The 22,443-nt window shown below is 71.1% G+C and carries 16 protein-coding genes and 4 pseudogenes; 10 read left to right on the forward strand and 10 right to left on the reverse strand.

Translation table 11 applies throughout. The features are described 5' to 3' along the window. Nucleotides 1–52: 52 nt before the first annotated feature. The 7 genes and pseudogenes from GHR20_RS37440 (at nucleotide 53) to GHR20_RS09415 (ending at nucleotide 8,438) form a co-directional block, all read left to right on the forward strand. Nucleotides 53–1,663 carry a condensation domain-containing protein gene (locus tag GHR20_RS37440; protein WP_243878320.1) on the forward strand — a complete coding sequence of 537 codons (1,611 nt, stop codon included), beginning with the start codon at nucleotides 53–55 and terminating at the stop codon, nucleotides 1,661–1,663. 21 nt (nucleotides 1,664–1,684) lie between these two features. Next, nucleotides 1,685–2,665, forward strand: coding sequence for a TauD/TfdA family dioxygenase (locus tag GHR20_RS09390; RefSeq protein ID WP_243877990.1), 981 nt, complete (start codon nucleotides 1,685–1,687; stop codon nucleotides 2,663–2,665). Then, the gene (locus tag GHR20_RS09395) at nucleotides 2,665–3,975 is read left to right on the forward strand and encodes an MFS transporter (protein WP_153812923.1); all 1,311 of its coding nucleotides are present in this window, start codon (nucleotides 2,665–2,667) and stop codon (nucleotides 3,973–3,975) included. Before GHR20_RS09390 ends, GHR20_RS09395 begins: the two co-directional genes overlap by 1 nt. Nucleotides 3,976–3,993: 18 nt before the next feature. Beyond that, the gene (locus GHR20_RS09400; protein WP_153812924.1) at nucleotides 3,994–5,217 is read left to right on the forward strand and encodes a cytochrome P450; all 1,224 of its coding nucleotides are present in this window, start codon (nucleotides 3,994–3,996) and stop codon (nucleotides 5,215–5,217) included. Nucleotides 5,218–5,385: 168 nt separating this feature from the next. After that, on the forward strand, nucleotides 5,386–6,138 hold the full coding sequence (locus GHR20_RS09405; protein WP_153812925.1) for an alpha/beta fold hydrolase: 753 nt from the start codon (nucleotides 5,386–5,388) through the stop codon (nucleotides 6,136–6,138). Nucleotides 6,139–6,224: 86 nt separating this feature from the next. Further along, a complete protein-coding gene (locus tag GHR20_RS09410) occupies nucleotides 6,225–7,556 on the forward strand; it encodes an erythromycin esterase family protein (protein ID WP_153812926.1) in 1,332 nt (443 codons plus the stop codon). Between the two features lie 172 nt (nucleotides 7,557–7,728). Further along, nucleotides 7,729–8,438: pseudogene (locus tag GHR20_RS09415) on the forward strand (transposase). A 181-nt stretch (nucleotides 8,439–8,619) separates the two neighbouring features. On the opposite strand, the gene GHR20_RS09420 reads toward GHR20_RS09415, so the two are convergent. Both GHR20_RS09420 and GHR20_RS09425 read right to left on the reverse strand, forming a co-directional pair. Then, complete coding sequence (locus tag GHR20_RS09420) at nucleotides 8,620–9,948, reverse strand: TRAM domain-containing protein (RefSeq protein WP_153812927.1); 1,329 nt, start codon at nucleotides 9,946–9,948, stop codon at nucleotides 8,620–8,622. Nucleotides 9,949–10,125: 177 nt separating this feature from the next. Next, the gene (locus GHR20_RS09425; protein WP_111580865.1) at nucleotides 10,126–12,174 is read right to left on the reverse strand and encodes an APC family permease; all 2,049 of its coding nucleotides are present in this window, start codon (nucleotides 12,172–12,174) and stop codon (nucleotides 10,126–10,128) included. 440 nt (nucleotides 12,175–12,614) lie between these two features. Here GHR20_RS09425 and GHR20_RS09430 point away from each other — a divergent pair, with 440 nt between their 5' ends. Both GHR20_RS09430 and GHR20_RS09435 read left to right on the forward strand, forming a co-directional pair. Next, entirely contained in the window at nucleotides 12,615–13,286 is a 672-nt protein-coding gene (locus GHR20_RS09430) for a TrkA family potassium uptake protein (protein ID WP_111580864.1), read from the forward strand. Next, nucleotides 13,286–13,959, forward strand: a pseudogene (locus tag GHR20_RS09435) (TrkA family potassium uptake protein). Before GHR20_RS09430 ends, GHR20_RS09435 begins: the two are co-directional and overlap by 1 nt. Nucleotides 13,960–14,167: 208 nt before the next feature. Here GHR20_RS09435 and GHR20_RS09440 read toward each other — a convergent pair. The 7 genes and pseudogenes from GHR20_RS09440 to GHR20_RS09470 all read right to left on the reverse strand — a co-directional run bounded on the left by GHR20_RS09440 (nucleotide 14,168) and on the right by GHR20_RS09470 (nucleotide 20,895). Further along, a complete protein-coding gene (locus GHR20_RS09440; RefSeq protein WP_111580862.1) occupies nucleotides 14,168–14,971 on the reverse strand; it encodes a DUF3159 domain-containing protein in 804 nt (267 codons plus the stop codon). A 3-nt stretch (nucleotides 14,972–14,974) separates the two neighbouring features. Next, the gene (locus GHR20_RS09445; RefSeq protein WP_111580861.1) at nucleotides 14,975–15,373 is read right to left on the reverse strand and encodes an OB-fold nucleic acid binding domain-containing protein; all 399 of its coding nucleotides are present in this window, start codon (nucleotides 15,371–15,373) and stop codon (nucleotides 14,975–14,977) included. 93 nt (nucleotides 15,374–15,466) lie between these two features. After that, a complete protein-coding gene (locus tag GHR20_RS09450; protein ID WP_111580860.1) occupies nucleotides 15,467–16,180 on the reverse strand; it encodes a response regulator in 714 nt (237 codons plus the stop codon). Then, the gene (locus GHR20_RS09455) at nucleotides 16,174–18,768 is read right to left on the reverse strand and encodes a sensor histidine kinase KdpD (protein WP_153812928.1); all 2,595 of its coding nucleotides are present in this window, start codon (nucleotides 18,766–18,768) and stop codon (nucleotides 16,174–16,176) included. Before GHR20_RS09455 ends, GHR20_RS09450 begins: the two co-directional genes overlap by 7 nt. A 202-nt stretch (nucleotides 18,769–18,970) precedes the next feature. Continuing rightward, a pseudogene (locus GHR20_RS09460) lies at nucleotides 18,971–19,734 on the reverse strand (DUF3710 domain-containing protein). A 1-nt stretch (nucleotide 19,735) separates the two neighbouring features. After that, nucleotides 19,736–20,314 (reverse strand): dUTP diphosphatase, encoded by a 579-nt coding sequence (gene dut / locus GHR20_RS09465; RefSeq protein WP_243877991.1) that lies wholly within the window; start codon nucleotides 20,312–20,314, stop codon nucleotides 19,736–19,738. Further along, nucleotides 20,311–20,895 carry a PaaI family thioesterase gene (locus GHR20_RS09470; protein ID WP_148026215.1) on the reverse strand — a complete coding sequence of 195 codons (585 nt, stop codon included), beginning with the start codon at nucleotides 20,893–20,895 and terminating at the stop codon, nucleotides 20,311–20,313. Before GHR20_RS09470 ends, dut begins: the two co-directional genes overlap by 4 nt. A 58-nt stretch (nucleotides 20,896–20,953) precedes the next feature. Here GHR20_RS09470 and GHR20_RS09475 point away from each other — a divergent pair. Continuing rightward, nucleotides 20,954–21,435, forward strand: a pseudogene (locus tag GHR20_RS09475) (DUF3093 domain-containing protein). Nucleotides 21,436–21,519: 84 nt separating this feature from the next. Here GHR20_RS09475 and GHR20_RS09480 read toward each other — a convergent pair. Then, a complete protein-coding gene (locus tag GHR20_RS09480) occupies nucleotides 21,520–22,434 on the reverse strand; it encodes a hypothetical protein (protein WP_148026217.1) in 915 nt (304 codons plus the stop codon). Nucleotides 22,435–22,443: the final 9 nt, after the last annotated feature.

A 22,443-nucleotide genomic window follows, 5' to 3' on the forward strand; every position in this document is an offset into this window, starting at 1 on the left:
CCCCCTCACCCCCAGCGGCAAAGCCGACCGCCGCGCACTACCCCAACCCGAGGTGCAGACGGGACAGCTCGCCACCGCCTACGAAGCACCCCGCGACAAGACGGAAGAAACCCTCGCGGCCCTCTGGGCCAAGGTCCTGGACGTCGAACGCGTCGGCGTCCACGACAACTTCTTCGAACTCGGCGGCGACTCCATCCTCTCCATCCAACTCATCTCCCACGCCCGTCAAGCGGGGCTGCGCCTGACCTCCAAGCAGATGTTCATCCACCAGACCGTCGCCGAACTGGCGTCCGCCATAGGGAACTCGGATGCCGACGCGCCGGCCGCCAGGGAGCAGGCGCCCGAGGCGGCGGGCAAGGTCGAACTGACACCCGTCCAGCGGTGGTTCTTCGCCGAGCACACCGTCGATCCGGACCGGTACGCGATGTCCGTGCACGTCGCCCTCGCCCCGGACACGGACCCCGCCGTGCTGGAACGTGCCCTCGCGGCGGTGGTCGACCACCACGACGCTCTGCGCATGCGGTACGCGGACGACGGCGCGGGCGGCTGGGTCCAGGAGTACGGCGAGCGCCCGGAGGGACTGCTCCGGGTCCGGGACCTGACGGCCGTGGCCGACCGGGAACGAGCTCTGGACGAGGCCGCGCTGGAGGCCCAGCGCGCGCTGGACCTGTGCGCGGGCACCCTGGTGCGGGGCGTCTTCCTGCGCCTGCCGGCGGGGGCGCCGCCCCGGCTGTTCCTGGCCGTGCACCACCTGGTGATGGACGGCGTGTCGTGGCGCATCGTCATGGACGACCTGTCCATCGCCTACGCGCAGCTCGCCGAGGGCCGGCCCGTGGACCTCGGCCCCCGGACCAGCAGCTACCAGCAATGGGCGGAGCGCCTGACCACGTACGTCCGTTCCGGCGCCCTCGACCACGAGACCGCGTACTGGCGCAAGGCCCTGTCCGGCGCCATGGACATCCCGTGCGACGGGCCGGCGGCCGGCACGTACGGCGAGGTCGCCGTGGAGTCGTCGGCACTGGACCGGTCCACGACGGACGCGCTGCTCCAGCGCGCGCCCGCCGCGTTCCGCACCCGGATCAACGACGTACTGCTGGCCGCGCTGGGCCGGGTCCTGCGGGACTGGACGGGCGGTCCGGTGACGATCGCCCTCGAAGGCCACGGGCGTGAGGAGCTGTTCGACGACATCGACCTGTCCCGGACGGTCGGCTGGTTCACCACGATCTATCCCGTCGCCCTCGACGTTCCGAAGGGCCCCTGGGAGGCGGCGCTGAAGACCGTCAAGAAGACCCTGCGCAAGCTGCCCGGCCGCGGGCTCGGCTACGGGGCCCTGCGCTACCTCTCCGAGGCGGGCGGCGCCGCGCACACCGCCCTCGCCGCCACCTCGCAGCCGCGGATCAGCTTCAACTACCTGGGCCAGTGGGACGGCGCGGCCGACAACGGCGGCGGCCTGATCCGGGACCGGCTGGACAGCCTCGGCGCCGACCAGGCACCCGACGAGACCCGTCCGCACCTGATCGACGTCGTCGCCGCCGTGAGCCGCGGCGAGCTGCGCGTCGACTGGCTGTACGCGCCGTCTGCCCACACCGCCACCACCGTTCGCCGGCTCGCGGACGACTTCGCCACCGCCCTGCGGCAGATCGCCGCCGCGGCCGGTAACTGACCATCATCGGAAGGCTTTGCTGTGGCTCGCTATGTGCTGAGTGACATCGAGAAAAACGAACTGGCCGCCGTGGCCGACGAGTTCCTCGCCACCCACCCCGTCTGGACACCGCTGGAGTGGGCGGACGACATCCGCGCCGAGGCGGAGCGGCTCCCGGTAGGAATACGCAGGTTCCTGGTGTCGTCCCGCACGGCCGAGGACGCCGTCATCCTGCTGGGGAACCTGCCCGTCGACGAGGCCCTCGTACCGACCCCGCCGAGCTGGGAGGTCGCGGAGAAGGAGGCCGCCGCGATCCGTGAGGAGCTGGTGCTGCTGCTCGTCGGCTCCGTGCTCGGTGAGCCGTTCGGCTGGGTCAACCAGCAGGACGGCCGCCTCGTACACGACGTCTGCCCGTCCAAGGGACAGGAGAACTCCCTGACCAGCGCGAGCAGCCGGCAGCAGCTCACGCTGCACACAGAGGACGTGTTCCACTCCTGCCGGGGTGACTACGTGGCCCTGATGTGCCTGCGCAATCCCGAGGCGGTGGGTACGACGGTGGCGCTGGTGGAGTCGGTGGATTTCCCGGAGCCGACGCGGCGGGTCCTGCACCAGGACCGCTTCCGGTTCTTCCCGGACGACTCCCACCAGGTGGTGCCGCAGCACAGCGTGGAGAACCCGGCGGCGCTCACGGACCGCCCGCACGAGGTGGCGTCCGTGCTGTTCGGCCCCGAGGAGGCGCCGTATCTGCGGATCGACGCGGACTTCACCGACGCGGTACCCGGTGACACCGAAGCGGATACCGCCCTGCGGGAGGCAGCCGGCCTGCTGGCCGCCGCCGCGGAGCGGGTCGTCCTGAGCCCCGGGGACGCCGTGTTCATCGACAACCACCGGGCCGTCCACGGGCGGGACACGTTCACGCCCCGCTACGACGGGACGGACCGCTGGCTCAAGCGCACCAGCCTGGTCCGCGATCTGCGGCGCACCTATGTGCGGACGAAGTCGCGTTCGCGGCTCCTCGGCTGATGCCGTCGGAGAAGACACGGCGGGGTGGCGGTTTCACGCTGCTGTGGGTGGGTTCGGCGCTCGGTGAGTTCGCGTACAGCACGTCGCTGATCGTGCTGCCGTTGATCGTGCTGGCGCTGACCGGTTCACCCGCGCGAGCGGGGATCATCGGCTTCGTCGACGCGGCGGCGATGCTCCTGGCGGGGCTGCCGGCCGGAGCCATCGCCGACCGGTACGACCGCAGGACGGTGATGTTGTGGTGCCAGGCCGCGCTGGTGGCGGTGTTCGGCGCGCTGGCCCTGCTGTTGTGGGCGGGCACGGTCTCGCTGCCCGCGCTGGTGGCGCTCGCCCTGGTCAACGGCGCGTCGACCGCCCTGACGATGGCGGCAGGGGAGGCGATGATCCCGAGCCTGGTGGCGGAGGAGAGGCTATCCGACGCGGTGTCCATGAACGCGGCGCGCACCTACGCGGGCCAACTGGCCGGGACGTCCGCCGGTGGGTTCCTGCTGGCGCTGAAGAACGCGTTGCCGTTCGTCGTCGGCTGTTTGGCGCATCTGGCGGCGCTGGCCATGCTGCTGTTCCTGAAGCGGCAACCGCCGGCCGCCGGCGTCCCGGCCGACCGGCCGGTGCTCAGTGGGCGGGGATTGCTGGAGGGGATCCGCTGGATCACCTCCCATCCGTTCCTGCGCGTGGGACTGCTGTGCGCGACGGCGACGAACTTCTTCTTCGGCGTCATCTACTTCGTCGTCATCGCCTCCGCGCGGACCGGCGGCATGGCCACCGGCCTCATCGGTGTCATGGCGGCGCTGCTGGGCGTCGGCGGCCTGCTGGGCTCCCTCGCCGCACCGCTGCTCCAGCGGTTCCTGACCGGCGCCCGGCCCATCCACGTCGTACTGTGGGCTTTTGTCGTGCTCACGGTGGGGATCGCGGTGCTGCCGGGCGCCTGGACGCCGGGGGTGCTGCTGGGCGCGATTGCCTTCGCGGCGCCGACGGCGAACGCCTGCTTCACCACCTACCAGCTGAGGCTCACCCCGGACAGCCACCGTGGGCGGGTGGTGAGCGTGGCGGCCATCGCGAGCGGTGGCGGCGGTGCGATCGCCCCGCTGGCCGGCGGCATCGTGCTGGACCTCGCGGGCCGGTTCGCCGGCCTGCTCGGCTGCGCGGCCGTGATGGCGGTCATCGCCCTGCTGACATCGCTGAGCCCGGCGCTGCGCGACATGCCACACCCCGGCGCGGCCGTCACCGCACGGCCCGACGCCGACGCCGGCAACCCCTGCGCCGGCGAGGACCTCGACGCTGATGTCGCGGCCACTCCTCCCCCCGTCCGCTGACAGACAGAGACAGCCACCATGAGCATTGATCCGACTGCCCTTGACCCGGCTCCCTTCCGTCCGGCCCCCGTTGATCTGGCCGATCCCGATCTCTACACCACCGATGCCCGCTTCACCATGTGGGGCGAGTACACCCGGGCGGAAGCGAAAGTCTGGAGCGATCCCGGCGTCTCCCCCTCCGGCTTCTGGTCGGTCTTCTCCCACCGCGACGTCGCCGCCGTCCTCTCCCCCAAGGCACCCTTCACCTCCGAGTACGGCATGATGATCGGCTTCGACCCCGAGCATCCCGACAGCTCGGGCGGCAGGATGCTGGTGGTGAGCGAAGGCGGCTGGCACTCCACGCTGAAGCGGCTCATCGGTCCGTTCCTCTCGCGGCTGCGCGCCCCCGAACTCCGGTCGGTGCTCCACCGGGAGGTCCGGGACATCGTCGACCGGCTGCGGTCGCAGGACTCCACCGACATCGCCCAGGGCATCGGCCCGCGGCTCCCCGCGGCGATCGTGTGCGAGGTCATCGGCGTGCCGCTCAGCGAGAGGGAGCAGCTGATCGAGCTGACCAACCACGCCTTCGGTGGCGAGGAGAGCAGTTTCGACAAGATGACCCCGGCCGAGGCGCACACGGAGATCCTCTTCTACTTTCACGAACTGATCGAACAGCGCCGCCGTACGCCCGGTTCCGACCTGGTGAGCGCGCTGCTGGAGGACGGGCGGCTGAGCGCCGAGGACGTGCTCATCAACTGCGACAACGTCCTGATAGGAGGCAACGAGACCACCCGGCACTCGATCACCGGCGCCTTCCATGCCTTCCAGGCGTTCCCGGACACCTTGGACGCGCTGCACGCCGACCCGGAACTCGCCGGTTCCGCCGTGGAGGAGGTGGTCCGCTGGACGTCCCCGGCGGCGCACGTCCTGCGAGTGGCGACCGAGGATTGCGAGATCGGTGGCCAGGAGATCCTCAAGGGGCAGTCGGTGGTGGCCTGGCTGTCCGCCGCCAACCGTGACGAGCGGCATTTCCCCGACCCGCATCGCTTCGTCCCTGACCGTACGCCCAACCGGCACCTGGGGTTCGGCAACGGTCCGCACCACTGCCTCGGCGCCGCTCTGGCCCGACTCGAACTCGCCGCTCTGCTGAAGGAGTTGGCCGCCGAGGCTCGGGGGGTGGAACCGGCCGGTGAGGTGCGCTGGATGCGCTCCAACCTCGTGCAGGGCTACAGCAGCCTTGAGGTTTCCATGAATTGGCGCTGACCTCCTCCCGGCCGGGCCCCCTCACGGGCTGATGTGCTCACGCGGCTGCGGAGACCCCGGCGAACGGGAGGTGGCCGCCCGTCTGCGGTCATCGAGCCCGACACCTCGCGTCCACAGCCTCGCCGCGCTGCGCGAGGCCGACCTCGACCCACGATCGGACCTCTCGACATGCCCTCGTCCTCCCCCTCGACCTATGTGACCCGCCACACCCGGCCAGAGCACCCGGCGCGCCGCCTGGTCTGCTTTCCGCATGCGGGCGGCGCGGCGAGCTTCTTCCGCCCATGGGCGCGGTACGTGGACCCCTCGGTGGAGTTGCTGGCCGTCCAGTACCCCGGCCGCGAGAACCGCTTCCGGGAAGCCCTGATCCCGACGATGAACCCGCTTGCGTCGGCAATCGCGGACGAGTTGCTGACCCTGCCGCCGCTGCCCACGGTGTTCTTCGGTCACAGCATGGGCGCGGCCGTCGCGTACGAGACGCTCCTGCGTCTCCAGCAGGCGGGCGCCGCCGCCCACATCGCCCGCCTGTGCGTTTCCGGCCGGTCTCCCGATGGTGCCGCGGGCCCGGCCGTACAGACGGACGAGGAACTGGTCGAGGCCGTCCGGTGCCTGGGCGGTACCCACGCGGCCGTCTTCGACGACCCGGACCTGCGGGCGCTGCTCATGCCCGCGATCCGGAACGACTACCACCTGATCGACAGCTACCGCCGCCGGACCGACGCACCCCTGCTGCACGCCGACGTCCACGCCCTTACAGGCGACCGGGACCCGCGGGTCACACCGGAGGAGGCGGCCGGGTGGAGCTCTGTGACGTCGGGTTCCTTCGCTGTCACGGTGCTGGAGGGCGATCACTTCTATCTGGTGCCGGCCGCCGAACGGGTCACCCGTCTCACCATGGAACCGGTAGAGCCTCTTCCGGTTTAGCGGCATGCCCGGGGTAGGGGCAGCACCCAGGGAAGTCGGGGGTGCGTCGGATGCCCTGAGACCGCCCGGAAGCGGACCCTTGCCGTATGAAGCGAAACCGGTCCGTACTCATCCTGTGTCTGTTGCTCTGTATGGGGGCCCTCGGCTCCGGCCCGGTGCCATCGCAGGAGACACGTGCGCTGCGGGCGGCCGAGCGCGTCACCCACCCCCTGCGCACCACCGGGTCGTACGGCGACCTGGCCGACCTGCGGCCGCTGGGACGCATGGTGGACGGTGCGAAGGTGGTGGGGCTCGGCGAGGCGACGCACAGCTCGCACGAGTTCTTCGCCCTGAAGTACCGCGTGCTGCGCTATCTGGTGGAGCACAAGGGTTTCCGCACCTTCGCGCTGGAGACGAGTTGGAGCAGCGGCCTGCGGCTGGACTCGTACGTGCGCACGGGCGAGGGTGACCCGCGGCGCATCATGCGGGAGGAGTTCCAGGACACGTACGCGTGGTGGAACACCGAGGAGTACCTCGCCCTCGTCAAGTGGATGCGCGCGTACAACGTCCGGCATGCCGGCGACCCGGTGCGGTTCATGGGCGACGACTTCGCATGGGCGGGTCCGGAGCAGTACGACAGGGTGCTGGGGTACGCGGCCCGCCACCGACCGGACCTGCTGCCGCGCCTCACCGCGCTCTACCAGGGGCTGCGGCCCACCACCCCGGCGGGCACCTACATGAAGGCGTACCTGAAGCGGCCCTTGGCCGAGCGGCGCGCCATGGCCGTCCGCGCGGAGGCGGCGCTGTCCCTGCTCGCCCGGCAGCCGGTTCCCCCCGGTGCGACGGAGGACGCCCACGCCTGGGCGGTCCAGAACGCCCGGGCCCTGGCGCAGACCGCGCGCGGCTACGCCTTCGACTTCGACAACCCTCAGCAGCTGCGGGCGTCGATGGCCTATCGCGACCAGCTGATGGCGGACAATGTCGCCTGGTGGCAGGCCCGGACGGGCCAGAAGATCCTCCTGTCGGCGCACGACAGCCACATCGCCTACCTCTCCTCCGACCGGCGATACCCGCGGATGCAGGGCGCGTTCCTGCGGGAACGGCTGGGCAAGAGGTACGTGAGCGTCGCCACGACGTTCGGCGATGGTTCCTTCAACGCGACCGGCCCCGACGGCACGGCCCGCGTCTACACAGTGGGAGCCCCGCCGCAGAACAGCACCGAGCGCTTCCTCGACCGGGTGCGCCCCGGCGACTACTACATGGACCTGCGCACAACTCCGGCCGCGGCCCGCGCGTGGCTGGACACCCCCCGCCCCACCCGCAACATCGGCACGTCCTACCCGGAGCGTCTCCACAACATCGCCCCCGCGGCCTCCTACGACCTCCTCTTCCACCTGCGCCATGTCACTCCGGCCCACCTCCTGGCACCCCCGAGCTGATCGCCCTTGCGATCGGGGACAACCGGCTTGGCCATCGGCAAGGAAGTCTTGGCAGAGAAGGGACGCTGGCAGCTGACACGGAGCGGGCCTGACCGCCCAGCTCATCAAAGCCGTTCGCCAAGTCCGGCTCCTTCCGGCCGAGCACAGCTACACCACCCCTGTGGTGGGGATCATTGAGCGGCTGGTGCCGGACGAGCTGTGGGAACTGTTCCAGAGGGTCGTGCCGGAGGCGCCATCGCGGCCTCAGGGTGGCGGCCGACGTCGGCACGGAGACCGCGAGGTTCTGGCAGCGATCGTGTTCGTGGCGACGTCGGGCCGCACGTGGCAGCAGTTGCCGAACTCGTCGTTCGGACCGTCCGGGGCGACAGCTCACCGCCGGTTCACCGAGTGGACGAAGGCTCGCGTGTGGGCCAAGCTGCACCGCCTGGCCCTCGACGAACTCGGGTCCTGCGGCGACCTGGACTGGTCTCGCTGTGCGATCGAATCGGTGAACATGAGGGCCCTGAAAAGGGGGAGTTGACGGGGCCGAATCCTGTCGACCGGGGTAAGTACGGCTCGAAGATCCACTTGATTACCGAGCAGACCGGTCTCCCCCTGCCCGTCGGCATACCGCCGATTCGATCCCGGCGAGGCCCCCGTCGACGAAAACCAGGCAAACTGCACGCCGACAAGGCCAAGCGGGGCATCCGGCACCGCATAGCCCGCAAGGGAGTCGAGACATCGCAGCGGCTCGGCCGGCACCGCTGGAGCATCGAATGCACGATGGCCCGGCTCGCTGGATGCCGCCGTCTCCACCGTCGCTACGAGCGCAAAGCCGAGCACTTCCTCGCCTTTACGAGCCTCGCGTGCACCCTGATCTGCTACCGCAGACTCGCCAAATGAGATGAACTCTAAGTACGTCTGCGCTCAGTGCCCCGTTGATGCTCGCTACCTTGACATGGTGTGACCTGTCGGGGAGAGACCTGACATCCCATCAGAGAAAGCGTCAAATGGGCGTCACGAACGTCGTGATATCACCCGTAACACCCACACCGTACATCAAGCGCGCGGACAAAATTGCAGCTCAGGAGCCCTTCGCGGCCGGCTCCAGGATCGCCACGCACTCCACATGATGCGTCATCGGAAACAGATCGAACGCCCGCAGCATCCGCACCCGATACCCGTTCTCCCCGAAGTACCCCAGGTCCCGCGCCAGCGCCGCCGGGTCGCAGGCCACGTAGGCGATGCGGCGGGCCCGCAGGGAGGCGAGGTGTTTGACCGTGTCGCGGCCGGCGCCCGCGCGGGGCGGGTCGAGGACGATCAGGTCGACCTCGGTGATGCCCGTGCGCGGGAGGACGGATTCGACCTTGCCCTGTTCGATGCGGACGCGGGGGAATTCGGCCAGGTTGTGGCGGGCGTCCTCGACCGCGCGCTTGCCGGACTCGATGCCGAGGACCGCGCCCTGGTCGCCGAGGCGGTCGGCGAGGGCGCCGGCGAAGAGGCCGACGCCGCAGTAGAGGTCGAGGGCCATCTCGCCCTTGCGCGGGAGCAGGCCCTGCATGACGGCGGTGACGAGGGTGTCCGCCGCCTTCGGGTGGACCTGCCAGAAGCCGCCGGCGCCGACGCGGTGGGTACGGCCGTCCGCGCGCTCGCGGACGAAGGGGCGGCCGTGGACGCGGTGCACGCCGCCGGACTTCTCGTCGACCCGCATGACCGAGACCGGCTTGTCCAGCTCGACCAGGGGCAGCCGGCCGCCTGGACGCGGGGTGAGGATCACCTGGCGGTCCTGGGAGCCCGTCGCCGCGATCGCCTCGACCGACTCCATGCCGGCCCACTCGTGCTTCTCGATGCCCAGCTCGGACACGCCGGGCGCGGCGATCATGCAGTGGTCGACGCGCTCGACCTCGTGCGAGCGGTGGCGGCGCAGGCCCGCGTGGCCCTCGGCGTCGACCGCGTACTGCACCCGGGTGCGCCACTGCGGCACCTCACCGGCGGGCAGCTTGTCGCCCTCGGCCGGTACCACCGTGCCGTCCCAGCCCGCCTCCTCCGGGGTGAGGCCCGCGAGCCGCCGCAGCTGCTCGGCGAGCACGTCCGCCTTCAGCCGGCGCTGGGCGCCCGGCTTGGCGTGCTGCCAGTCGCAGCCGCCGCAGCGGCCGGGACCGGCGAAGGGGCAGGGGGCCTCGATGCGGTCCTTGGACGCCTCCAGGATCCGTACGGCGTCCGCGCGCAGGAAGCGGGCGCCCTCCTCGCCCTCGGTCACCTTCACCACCACCCGCTCACCCGGCAGCGCGTGCCGGACGAAGAGGACCTGGCCCTCGGCGGTACGGGCGATGCAGTGGCCGCCATGGGCGACGGGGCCGATCTCGACCTCGTACTCCTCGCCCACCAGAGACGTGGTCGGTTCTGCCTGCATGGTGGGTGGCTCCAGAGGATCGGGTTCGCGACAGGAGAGGCAGAAAGACTGCACGACGCAGACGAGCTGCCAGGACGGGTCCGGGGCGGTCGAGCGCAGCCCGGTGGACCGACAACAGCCCACCAGTCTACGGCCTCGCCGCCCCGGTCCCGAACCCCCGTCCCGAACCCGGTCCCGTCAGTCCTTCGGCGACGGCTCCTTGGGCCGCTCCCCCGCCGGGCCGCGGCGGACCGCGCCGGGCGCGCTCCAGTCCTGGCGCCTGCGGGCCCGCATCTTGGCCGCCTCGGAGGAGGCCAGCTGGTAGGGCACGGAGGTGACCATCACGCCGGGCGTGAACAGCAGGCGGCCCTTGAGGCGCAGGGCGCTCTGGTTGTGCAGCAGGTGCTCGTACCAGTGGCCGACCACGTACTCGGGGATGATCACGGATACCGCGTCGCGCGGGGACTCCTTGCGCAGGCCCTTGACGTACTCGATCACCGGCCGGGTGACCTCGCGGTACGGCGAGTCGAGGACCTTCAGCGGTACGTCGATGCCGCGCCGCTCCCACTCCTCGCGCAGCGCCTTGGTCTCGGCCGCGTCCACGTTGACCGTGAGCGCCTCCAGGCCATCGGAGCGCATCAGCTTGGCGTAGGCCAGGGCCCGCAGGGTCGGGCGGTGGATCTTGGAGATCAGCACCACGGAGCGCACCCGGGAGGGGCGGACCAGGTCGTCGTCCGGCTCCTCGGGCGCGGCGATCTCCTCGGCGACGCGGTCGTAGTGCTTGCGGATCGCGGTCATGGTCGCGAAGAAGATGCACATGCCCAGCAGGGCCACCCAGGCGCCGTGCGTGAACTTGGTGACCAGGACGACGACCAGCACCAGGCCGGTGAGGAAGGCGCCGAAGGTGTTGATCGCCCGGGAGCGCATCATGTGGCGGCGCTTGGCCTGGTCCTTCTCGACCGCGAGGTGGCGGTTCCAGTGCCGGACCATGCCGGTCTGGCTCAGCGTGAAGGACACGAACACGCCGACGATGTAGAGCTGGATCAGGCGCGTGGAGTCGGCGCCGTAGATCACGGTCAGCAGCGCGGCGGCGCCGGCCAGCAGCACGATGCCGTTGGAGAAGGCGAGCCGGTCGCCGCGGGTGTGCAGCTGGCGGGGCAGGTAGCGGTCCTGCGCGAGGATCGAGCCGAGCAGCGGGAAGCCGTTGTACGCCGTGTTGGCCGCGAGGAACAGCACCAGCGCGGTGGCGGCCGCCAGGAGCACGAACAGGAAGCTGCCCTTGCCGAAGACGGCCTCCGCGACCTGGGAGATCACCGGGTTCTGGACGTAGCCGGAGCCGATCGGGTGGCCGTTGTGCAGCAGGTCGGTGGCCGGGTTCTCGGCCATGCGGACCTTGGTCGTCGCGGCCAGGGCGATGATGCCGCAGAACATGGTGACGGCCAGCAGGCCCATCGCCGCGAGCGTGCTCGCCGCGTTCTTCGACTTCGGCTTGCGGAAGGCCGGGACACCGTTGGAGATGGCCTCGACGCCGGTCAGGGCGGCACAGCCGGAGGAGAAGGCGCGCAGCAGCAGGAAGACCAGCGCGAAGCCCGCGAGGCCCTGGTGCTCGGCCCTGATGTGGAAGTCGGCGGTCGGCGCCCGCATGGTGTCGCCGAGCACCAGGCCGCGGAACGCGCCCCACAGGATCATGACGAAGACGCCGCCGACGAACACGTACGTCGGGATCGCGAAGAGCTTGCCGGATTCCTTGACGCCGCGCAGGTTCATCAGCGTCAGCAGGACGATCACGACGGTCGCGCAGAGCACCTTGTGCTCGACCACGAACGGGATGGCCGAGCCGAGGTTCTCGATACCGGAGGCGATGGAGACGGCGACCGTCAGCACGTAGTCCACGAGCAGGGCGCTCGCGACGGTGAGGCCGGCCTTGGGGCCGAGGTTGGTGGTCGCCACCTCGTAGTCGCCGCCACCGCTCGGGTAGGCGTGCACGTTCTGGCGGTAGGAGGCGACCACGGTGAACATCAGCACGACGACCGCGACGGCGATCCAGGGGCTGAAGTGGTACGCCGACACGCCCGCGATGGACAGGACCAGCAGAACCTCCCCCGGCGCGTAGGCGACGGAGGACAGCGGGTCGGAGGCGAAGACGGGGAGTGCGATGCGCTTGGGCAGGAGGGTTTCCCCCAGCCGGTCACTGCGCAGTGCGCGCCCGATCAGGATCCGTTTGGGCACGTCGGTCAGTTTGGACACGAGAGAGGATCGTAAGCCTTCGAACTGGCAGCCGCCCACCCCGTCCGCAATATCTTCCCCATGGGTGAACTCGGCGGCGATGTGATGTACGGATTCCGTGGCGCGGGCTCGGGTCGTGCCTAGATGGCAAACCCCGCCTGTCGCCGACCCCTGGAGGCCCCATGCCGCCGACCGCTGAGCTGATCGGGGCGGTGCTCGCTCTGGCCTGCCTCGGAATCCTGACCGTGTGCAGCGTGCGCAGCATCACTCGCAGACGAGCGGATGAGCCTCTATGAGCCCGTCAGGGGCCGTCCGGGCCCGTCTGGGACCGTCTGGGACCGGTGTGCGGGCCGTACCGGGGCACGGGGGTGCCCGGTGAGGGTGATGCGTGTGTAGCTTGGGCGGCAGTCTGAGAACCTGTTCAGGCCAACCCAAGGACTCTTGACATCGGAAGGACGGTCGTGCACATCGTCATCATGGGCTGCGGGCGAGTGGGCTCCGCTCTCGCCCAGACCCTGGAGCAACAGGGGCATACGGTCGCCGTGATCGACCAGGACCCGACCGCCTTCCGCCGGCTGGGACCGGGATTCGGCGGCCGCCGGGTCACCGGAGTCGGCTTCGACCAGGACACCCTGCGCGAGGCGGGGATCGAGGAGGCGGGCGCCTTCGCGGCCGTCTCCAGCGGCGACAACTCCAACATCATCTCCGCGCGGGTCGCGCGCGAGATGTTCGGCGTGGAGAACGTGGCCGCCCGTATCTACGACCCCCGCCGCGCCGAGGTCTACCAGCGCCTCGGCATCCCGACCGTGGCCACGGTCCGCTGGACCGCCGACCAGATGCTGCGCCGGCTGCTGCCCTCCGGGGCCGAGCCGCTGTGGCGCGATCCCACCGGCGGGGTGCAGCTCGCCGAGGTGCACGCCTCCCCGAAATGGGTCGGTCACAAGATCAGCAAGATGCAGGAGGACACCGGCGTCCGAGTGGCGTTCCTGACCCGGCTGGGCGAGGCGGTCCTGCCCACCTCCCAGACGGTGCTCCAGGAGGGCGACCTGGTGCATGTGATGATGCGGACGGACGACGTGGACACGGTCGAGGCGGCGTTCGCCGGGGGTCCGGAAGAGGAAGGCGGTCACTGATGAGGGTCGCCATTGCCGGAGCCGGTGCCGTGGGCCGCTCGATCGCGGGCGAGCTGCTGGAGAACGGCCACGAGATCCTGCTCATCGACAAGGCCCCGACCGCCATCTCGGTGGAGCGGGTGCCGCAGGCGGAGTGGCTGCTGGCCGACGCCTGCGAGATCACGTCCCTGGACGAGGCGGCGCTCCAGCGCTGCAACGTGGTGATCGCCGCCACCGGTGACGACAAGGTCAACCTGGTGGTGTCGCTGCTCGCCAAGACGGAGTACGGCGTCCCGCGTGTCGTCGCCCGGGTCAACAACCCCAAGAACGAGTGGCTGTTCAACGAGGCGTGGGGCGTGGACGTGGCCGTCTCCACCCGCGTCTGATGTCCGCCCTGGTCGAGGAGGCGGTGAGCGTCGGCGACCTGGTACGGCTGCTGCGCTTCAGCCACGGCGACGCCAACCTCGTGGAGCTGACGCTGCCCGAGGAGTCGGCCCTGGCCGGCACCCAGGTCGGGGACGTGCAGTGGCCCGAGGACACCTCGCTGGTCACCATCATCCGGGGCACCCGGGTGCTGACGCCGTCCCGGGAGGACTCCCTGGAGCCGGGTGACGAGCTGCTGTTCGTCGCGGCGCAGGCCCGGGAGGAGCAGCTGGAGGAGCTGCTGTCGGTGCGCAAGCGGGAAGAGGGCTGACGGGCCGGAGCGGACGGCCCCGAGGGCCCCGGCTCCGGCACTACGGCTCCGGCTCCGGCTCCGGCTCCGGCTCCGAGCACGCGGAAGGGCGCCCTTGGCGACAAGGGCGCCCTTCGTCGTCGTAGCGACCGTCCGCGGAACGGCGCTCGCGCCTACCGACCGCCTACGGTACGGAACTCACGCCTGCCGAGCGCCTACGGTACGGAACTCACGCCTGCCTGCGATGGCGGCCCGGCAGCGGTTCGGGCTCGGACTCGCCGCTCTCCGCGGCCAGCGCCGCCTTGCGCTCCTTCTCCGCCTTCTCGGCCTGCTCCTCGGCCTCCATCTCCGCGAAGACGTCGATCGGCGCGGGCGCCTTGGCGAGGAAGACCCAGGTGAGCCAGACGGCCAGCAGGAAGGGCGGGATCTTCAGGGCGACGAGGACCCAGCCGAGCCGGGTGGTGTCGGACCACCAGTACAGCGGGAAGAGGATCGCGCACTTGGCGAGCAGGATCAGACCCCACGCCCAACTCGACTTCGCGTAAGCCTTCTTGCGGCCCGGATTACGGGTGCGCCAGGAGAGGTTCTCCTTGAAGACCGGGCCCAGCACGACGCCGATCAGCGGGACCCCGAGGAGGGTGGTGACGATGTAGGCGAGGGCCAGGCCCAGCGTGTAGAGCATGCCGGGGAGGTAGAAGTCCTTGGCATTGCCGGTGAACATGGCGAACACCACGCCGAAGGCCACGCCGAACACACCGCTGAAGGCGTGCTTGACGGTGTCCCTCATGGCGAGCCGGACCACGACCAGCACCACGGAGACGGCCAGCGCGGCGATCGCCGAAAGGTGCAGGTCCTTGTCGACCGTGAAGATCGCGACGAACAGCAGGCCCGGCACGACCGTCTCGACCATGCCGCGGATGCCGCCGAACGCCTCGAACAGCGCCGCCTCCGTCACCGCGCGGGCGTCGCCTTCGCCGGGCTCTCCGGGCGGGGTCTGGTCGGTGTCTTCGGTCGGCTTGTCGAGGGACGTCACCGGCTACTCCCGTCCGAGGGGTCGCAGTTCGTACTTCGGGTTGAAGAGCACCCGGCGGCCCCGGCTCAGCGAGATCCGGCCCGATGCGATCAGCTTGCGCCCCGGTTCTATGCCCACGATGGAACGCCTGCCGAGCCACACCACGTCGAGCGCCGCGGAGCCGTCGAACAGCTCGGCCTCCAGGGCCGGGACTCCGGCGCGCGGACGCAGGGTGACCGTGCGCAAGGTACCAGTTACGGTGACGATCTGCCGGTCCTGGCAGTCGCCGATCTTCGTGCAGCCCGTCGTCTCGGCGTCCTCGCGCAGCTCCTCCGACTCCAGGTCCTCCTGGGACGTGGAGAGCCGGTCGAGCATGCGCCGGAACCGGCCGGCCGGCTTTTCTGAACGAGGAACAGCACTCATATCTGAAGCGTACCGGGGCCCACCGACAGCGCCGTATCCCCGCTCACACTTCCCCCGTACGCGCGTTGTCACTTCCTGGAGTCACCTCCCGGATCACTTCTCGAACCGGTACCCCATCCCGGGCTCCGTGATGAAGTGCTTCGGGTGCGAGGGGTCCGTCTCCAGCTTGCGGCGCAACTGCGCCATGTAGACGCGCAGATAGTTCGTCTCCGTCCCGTACGACGGCCCCCACACCTCCTGGAGGAGCTGCTTCTGGCTGACCAGGCGGCCGGTGTTGCGGACCAGCACCTCCAGGAGATGCCATTCCGTGGGGGTGAGCCGGACGTCGCGGCCGCCGCGGTGGACCTTCTTGGCGGCCAGATCGACGGCGAACCCCTCGGTCTCCACAGTGGTGACGTCGTCCTCGCCGGCCCCGACCGGCTCGGCGCGGCGCACGGCGGCGCGCAGCCGGGCCAGCAGCTCGTCCATGCCGAAGGGCTTGGTGACGTAGTCGTCGGCGCCCGCGTCCAGGGCCTCGACCTTCTCGTCGGAGGAGTGGCGCGCGGAGAGCACCAGGATCGGCACCCGGGTCCAGCCGCGCAGCCCCTTGATCACCTCGACGCCGTCCATGTCGGGCAGGCCCAGGTCGAGGACGACCACGTCGGGGTGGCGGGAGGCGGCGAGGTCGAGGGCGGTCCTGCCGTCGGCGGCCGCGTCGACGTCGTACTTGCGTGCCTTGAGGTTGATCACGAGGGCGCGCACGATCTGCGGCTCGTCGTCGACCACGAGGACCCGCGTGGGGGTCCGGTCCCCGCTCGGGCTCAGCATAGGGTCTGCCTTTCTGGTTCCGCGCTGCCCGGCCCACCGTGGGCCGGGGCGGGGGTGGACGCCGTCCCGGGGGACTCCGTGACCGGCTGCCGCCCATGGATGCTGCGCAGGCTCAGGACCATGGTGAGGCCGCCGCCGGGCGTGTCCTCCGCGGTCAGGGTGCCGCCCATGGCCTCGGCGAAGCCCCGGGCGACCGCGAGGCCGAGCCCGACGCCCGCGCCGCGCGGGGCGTCGCCGTAGCGCTGGAAGGGTTCGAAGATACGGTCCTTGGCCGCGTCCGGCACACCGGGCCCGCGGTCCACCACACGGACCTCCACCCGGTCGGCGAGGGCGCTGGCGGAGACCAGGACGCGCCGGCCGCCCGGGCTGTACTTGACGGCGTTCTCCACGAGGTTGGCCACCGAGCGCTCCAGCAGCCCAGGGTCGGCCAGGATCATCGGCAGGGTCTCGGGCACGTCCAGGTCGACGCTGTCCTCGGGTACGCCGCCCAGGGCCATCGGTACGACCTCGTCCACGTCGATCTCCCGGATCAGCGGGGTGACGGTGCCGGTCTGGAGGCGGGACATGTCCAGGAGGTTGCCGACGAGGTGGTCGAGCCGGTCGGCGCCCTCCTCGATGCCCTCCAGGAGTTCGGCGCGGTCCTCCTCGGACCAGGCGACGTCGGCGGAGCGCAGCGAGGAGACGGCGGCCTTGATCCCGGCCAGCGGGGTGCGCAGATCGTGGCTGACGGCTGCCAGCAGGGCGGTGCGGATGCGGTTGCCCTCGGCGAGGGTGCGGGCCTGGTCGGCCTCCTCCTGGAGGCGCCTGCGGTCGAGGACGACGGCGGCCTGGGCGCCGAAGGCGGCGAGCACCCTGCGGTCCTCGGCGGGCAGCACCCGGCCGCTCAGGGCGAGCGCCATGTGGTCGCCGACGGGCATGTCGACGTCGGCGTCCTCGGGGCGCTCCAGGACGGGCCCGAAGCCGGCCCGGCCCGCGCAGGTCCACGGCTCGACGTCGCTCTGCCGCTCCAGCAGGGCCGCCGACTCCATGGCGAAGGTCTCCCGGAGCCGCTCCAGCAGCTCCTCCAGGCTGGTCTCGCCGCGCAGCACGTTGCCGGCCAGGAAGGACAGGATCTCGGACTCGGCGCGCAGCCGGGCCGCCTGATGGGTGCGGCGGGCGGCGAGGTCCACCACGGAGGCGACCGACACGGCGACTCCGAAGAAGATCACTATGGCGACGATGTTCTTCGGGTCGGCGATGGTCCAGCGGTGCAGCGGCGGTGTGTAGAAGTAGTTCAGCAGCAGAGAGCCGAACGCCACCGAGGCGAGGGCGGGCAGCAGGCCGCCGAGCAGGGCCGCCGCGACCGTGACGGCCAGGAACAGCAGCATGTCGTTGGCGAGGCCGATGTCGACGGTGTTCAGCAGCAGCGCGAGCACGGCGGGGCCCGCGACCCCCATGGCCCAGCCGGAGAGGATCCGCGAACGGCCGAGCCGGGTGCCGCGGGCCACGGGCAGTCCGCGGCCCTTGGCGACCTCCTCGTGGGTGACGATGTGGACGTCGAGGTCGGGGCCGGACTCGCGGGCGACGGTGGCGCCGACACCGGGTCCGAAGACGTACTGCCATGCCTTGCGGCGCGAGGAGCCCAGCACGATCTGGGTGGCGTTGACGCCGCGTGCGAAGTCCAGGAGCGCGGCCGGTATGTCGTCGCCGACCACGTGGTGGAAGGTGCCGCCGAGGTCCTCCACGAGGGTGCGCTGGACGGCGAGTTCCTTCGGGGAGGCGGCGGTCAGCCCGTCGCTGCGGGCGATGTAGACGGCGAGCACCTCGCCCCCGGCGCCCTTCTCGGCGAGCCGGGCGGCGCGGCGGATGAGCGTACGGCCCTCGGGGCCGCCGGTCAGCCCGACCACGATCCGCTCCCGCGAGCCCCAGATCTTGGAGACCCGGTGCTCGCTGCGGTACTGGTTCAGGTACTCGTCCACCCGGTCGGCGACCCACAGCAGCGCCAGTTCGCGCAGGGCGGTGAGGTTGCCGGGGCGGAAGTAGTTGGACAGCGCCGCGTCGACCTTGTCGGGCTGGTAGATGTTCCCGTGCGCCATCCGGCGGCGCAGCGCCTCCGGGGACATGTCGACCAGCTCGATCTGGCCGGCCCGTCGTACCACCTCGTCGGGGACGGTCTCGCGCTGGCGCACCCCGGTGATGGACTCGACCACGTCGCCGAGTGATTCCAGGTGCTGGATATTGACGGTCGAGACGACGTCGATGCCGGCGGCGAGCAGTTCCTCGACGTCCTGCCAGCGCTTGGCGTTGCGCGAGCCGGGGATGTTGGTGTGGGCGAGTTCGTCCACCAGGGCGACGGCGGGCGCCCTGCGCAGCACGGCGTCGACGTCCATCTCCCCGAAGACGCCCCCGCGGTACGCCAGCTCCTTGCGGGGCACCTGTTCGAGGCCGTGCAGCATCACCTCGGTGCGCGGCCGCTCATGGTGCTCCACGAACGCCACGACACAGTCCGTACCGCGCTCGATCCGCCGGTGTGCCTCGGCGAGCATCGCGTACGTCTTCCCGACCCCCGGCGCCGCCCCGAGATAGATCCGCAGCTTTCCGCGTGCCATGGCTCCATTGTCTTCCGCTCACCCGTGCCTACGCAGCGTCGACCTTACGGCCAACGATGAGGACAAACCGGACGGGGGTGGGCGTACGAGAGCACTTTGACGGAACCCTGATGGGACCGGGCTCCGCCGTCCGGGCGCGGAGAACGGCGTGGGCGCGAAAAACGGGTCGCACCCCGAGGCGCGACCCGTCTGCTGTCAGCCGTCAGCGGACTTCCGTGATCTCCGGACCCCGCTGAAGCTGTCCCATGCCCCGGAGAACCGCGAACCCTCCTCCTGCTGGACCCCCTCGGGAACCATCTGGGCGTCGTTCGGCAGCTTGAGGACGATCGGGTCGCGGGGCGCCATCGGGCCCTCGCCGCGGACCACGACCGTGTCCCGGAAGATCTGCTCGAGCAGCCCGGCGGCCTGCGGCTGGACCGCACCCTGTCCGGAGATCACACCGCGCAGGAACCAGCGGGGGCCGTCGACGCCGACGAACCGCACCACCTGGAAGCCGCCCGTGCCGTCCGGCAGCTGCACCGGCACCTGGGCCCGCAGCTCCCAGCCGAGCGGGCCCTCGACCTCGTCGATGATGCCGCCCTGCTGGGTGATCCCGGCCCCGATCTCCTCGCGGACCTCGCCCCAGATGCCCTCGCGCTTGGGCGCGGCGAACGCCTGGAGCTGGACGGCGCTGTCGTTCAGGACGACGGTGGCGGCCACGATCGCGTCGCCCGCGACCTCGACCCGCAGCTCCATGCCGTCCACGCCCGGCACGAACAGACCGCCGAGGTCCACGCGGCCCTCGGCCGGGTCCTGTACCTCGGTGCTGTCCCACGGGCCCTCGGGCCGCGGGCCGGGCTCCAGCCGGACGCGCTCGCGCTCGGCCTCCGCTTCCTCGTCCGCCTCGGTGTCGACGCTGTCGACGACCTGCTCGGCCTCGCCGGCCGCGTCCTCGGCGGCACCCTTCTTGTTGCGACGTCCGAACACGTCACTGTCCTTCCCGGTCGGATACGACCGAAGCGTATCGATTCCCACCCGTCGGACCGCCCTCGGCGGACCGACCGCTTGTGCCGCTCTCGTCGCCCACCGCGGCATGGCCACCGGTGGACCCGAAGCCCCCTTCGGCCCGCGCCGAGCCGGGAAGCTCCGCGACCTCCCGGAAGCGGACCCTCTCGACCTGCTGGACGACCAGTTGGGCAATCCGGTCGAAGCGCTCGAACCGCACGCTCTCGCGCGGGTCGAGATTCACCACGATCACCTTGATCTCCCCACGGTACCCGGCATCAACCGTCCCCGGAGCATTCACCAGGGCGACACCGCAGCGGGCGGCGAGACCGGAACGCGGGTGCACGAAGGCCGCGTACCCCTCCGGGAGGGCGATCGACACTCCGGTGGGCAGAACGGCCCGCTCACCGGGGGCCAGCTCGCACGCCTCGGTGGTGCGCAGATCGGCGCCGGCGTCCCCGGGGTGCTCGTACGCCGGAAGCGGGACGTCCGCGTCCACTCGCCGGATACGTACCTCCAGCGGGGGCCGGCCGGCAGGGTCCGGATGCTCCTGGGGGCTCACGGGTTCACCTCGAAGGCGCGGGCCCGGCGGACCTGGTCGGGGTCGCTCATCGCGGCCTGGATCTCCTCCGGGCGGCCGTGGTCGATGAAGTGGTCGACCTTCACCTCGACGAAGAGGGCGTCGGCGCGCACGGCGACCGGTCCCTCGGGGCCGTCGAGGCGGCCGACGGCACGGGAGTAGATCTTCCGGCCGGCGACGGCGGTGACCTCGGCCGCGAGATGCAGCGTGGTGCCGACCGGGACGGGCCGCACGTAGTCGGTCTCCAGGCGTCCGGTCACGGCGACGGTCCGCAGCAGCCAGTTCAGCGAGCCCAGGGTCTCGTCCAGGGCGGTGGCCAGCACCCCGCCGTGCGCGAGGCCGGGGGCGCCCTGGTGGGCGGGCTGGACGGTGAACTCGGCGGTCAGGGTGACGCCCTCGCCGGCCCGTGCCTCCAGGTGCAGCCCGTGCGGCTGTCCGGGGCCGCAGCCGAAGCAGTGTGCGTAGTGGGCGCCGAGAAGGTCCCCGGGTGCGGGCGCGTCGGGGTGCCGTACCGGTTTCACCGCGTCGGCTGGGGGCTGAAGGCTTGCGGAACTACCACTCACGAGCGCAGACCTTACCCGCGCGTCGGGCGATACAGGATCCCGTGCCAAGCTTGGCTCCATGCAGCACTCCGCGACCCCGTACGAAGAACGCCTCACCGCCCCCGCTCGTGGTGGCTGATCAGCTTTCTGGTGGGCGTCTCCTGCGCCCTGATCGTGTTCCCGTTCGGCACCCTGCCTATCCTGGGCGGCCTGGTCGGCGGTACGGCCGCGGCCGCGGTGGTCGCCAGTTCGTACGGCTCCCCGCGCATCCGCGTGGTGGGCGACTCGCTGATCGCGGGCGAGGCGAAGATCCCGGTGTCGGCGCTGGGCGAGTCCGAGGTGCTGGATCCGGAGGAGGCCCGCGCCTGGCGCACGTACAAGGCCGATGTGCGCGCGTTCCTGCTGCTGCGCGCGTACATCCCGAGGGCGCTGCGGGTGATCGTCACGGACCCCGAGGACCCGACGCCGTACCTGTACCTGTCGACGCGTGAGCCGGAGCGGCTGGCGGCGGCGATCGAGGCGGCGCGCGAGGCGAACGCCCCCACCTCGGCCGAGAGCTAGGAACCGGGCCCTCCGGGGGCTCCTCGCAAGGGGTCAGGAGGGCCAGAAAGGGCCCGGGAAGGGCCCAGGGGGTCCCGGTGCGGGTCAGAGCCCCTTGCGGAGGCCGCGCAGTCTCAGGGGCTTCGCGGGCTGTTCCAGGGGCGGCAGCTGCTCCAGCTCCTCCCAGGGCACCTGGATCTTGCGCAGATCGGCGCGGACCCGGGCCGCGAGTCTTCTGGTGTCCCGGCGGTTGAGCACCGCCCCGACCGCGGCGCCCACCATGAACGGCATCAGTGTGGGCATGTCCCGCACCATCCGCTTCATGATCTGCTGGCGCAGTTCGCGCTTCATGCGGCCGCCGAGGGCGGCGTCGTAGGTCGACGGCTTCATCACGTCGATGCCGCGCTCCCCCGACCAGGAGGACAGATACGCGGTGCTGCGGACCTTGAGGCCGCCGGGCGGTCGCTTGCCGTAGACCTCGTGCAGTTCCGCGATGAGTTTCAGTTCGACCGCCGCGACCCCGGTGATCTCCGTGGCCAGTTCGGTCGGCAGGGCGGGCGGTACGGGCAGCATCGCCGCCGCACCGACCCCGGCCCCGATGGACGAGGTCGCGGCCGCGGCGCCCGCCACCAGTTTGTCGGCCAGCTCCTCGGGTCCGAGACCGGGGAACTGCCCGCGCAGGGTCGCGAGGTCGCGTACGGGCACCCGCGGGGCGATGTCGATGACACGGTCCGCGAGGTACGCCAGACCCGCACGAGCGCGGTCACCGCTCCTGCGGGCGCCTTCCCGGGCGATGACCCGGGCCTTGCCACCGATGACCCGTGCCTGTCGCCTGGCGATGGGCACGGGTCGTCGCTTCGGCGCCGGGTGGTCGGCCCGGTCCGCCGTCGGTTCGAGCGGGGCTCCCGGGTCCGGGGAGCCACGCTCGTCGTCACGCGCGCCGAGGGGGCCATCGAGCGGCCCTTGGTCCGCTTTCCGCAGGGAGAAGCGGCGCTTCCGGGGAGGGGTCGAGCCAGTCATGGCCGACCC

This window comes from Streptomyces sp. SUK 48 (assembly GCF_009650765.1).
In the GTDB taxonomy this organism is placed as follows: domain Bacteria; phylum Actinomycetota; class Actinomycetes; order Streptomycetales; family Streptomycetaceae; genus Streptomyces.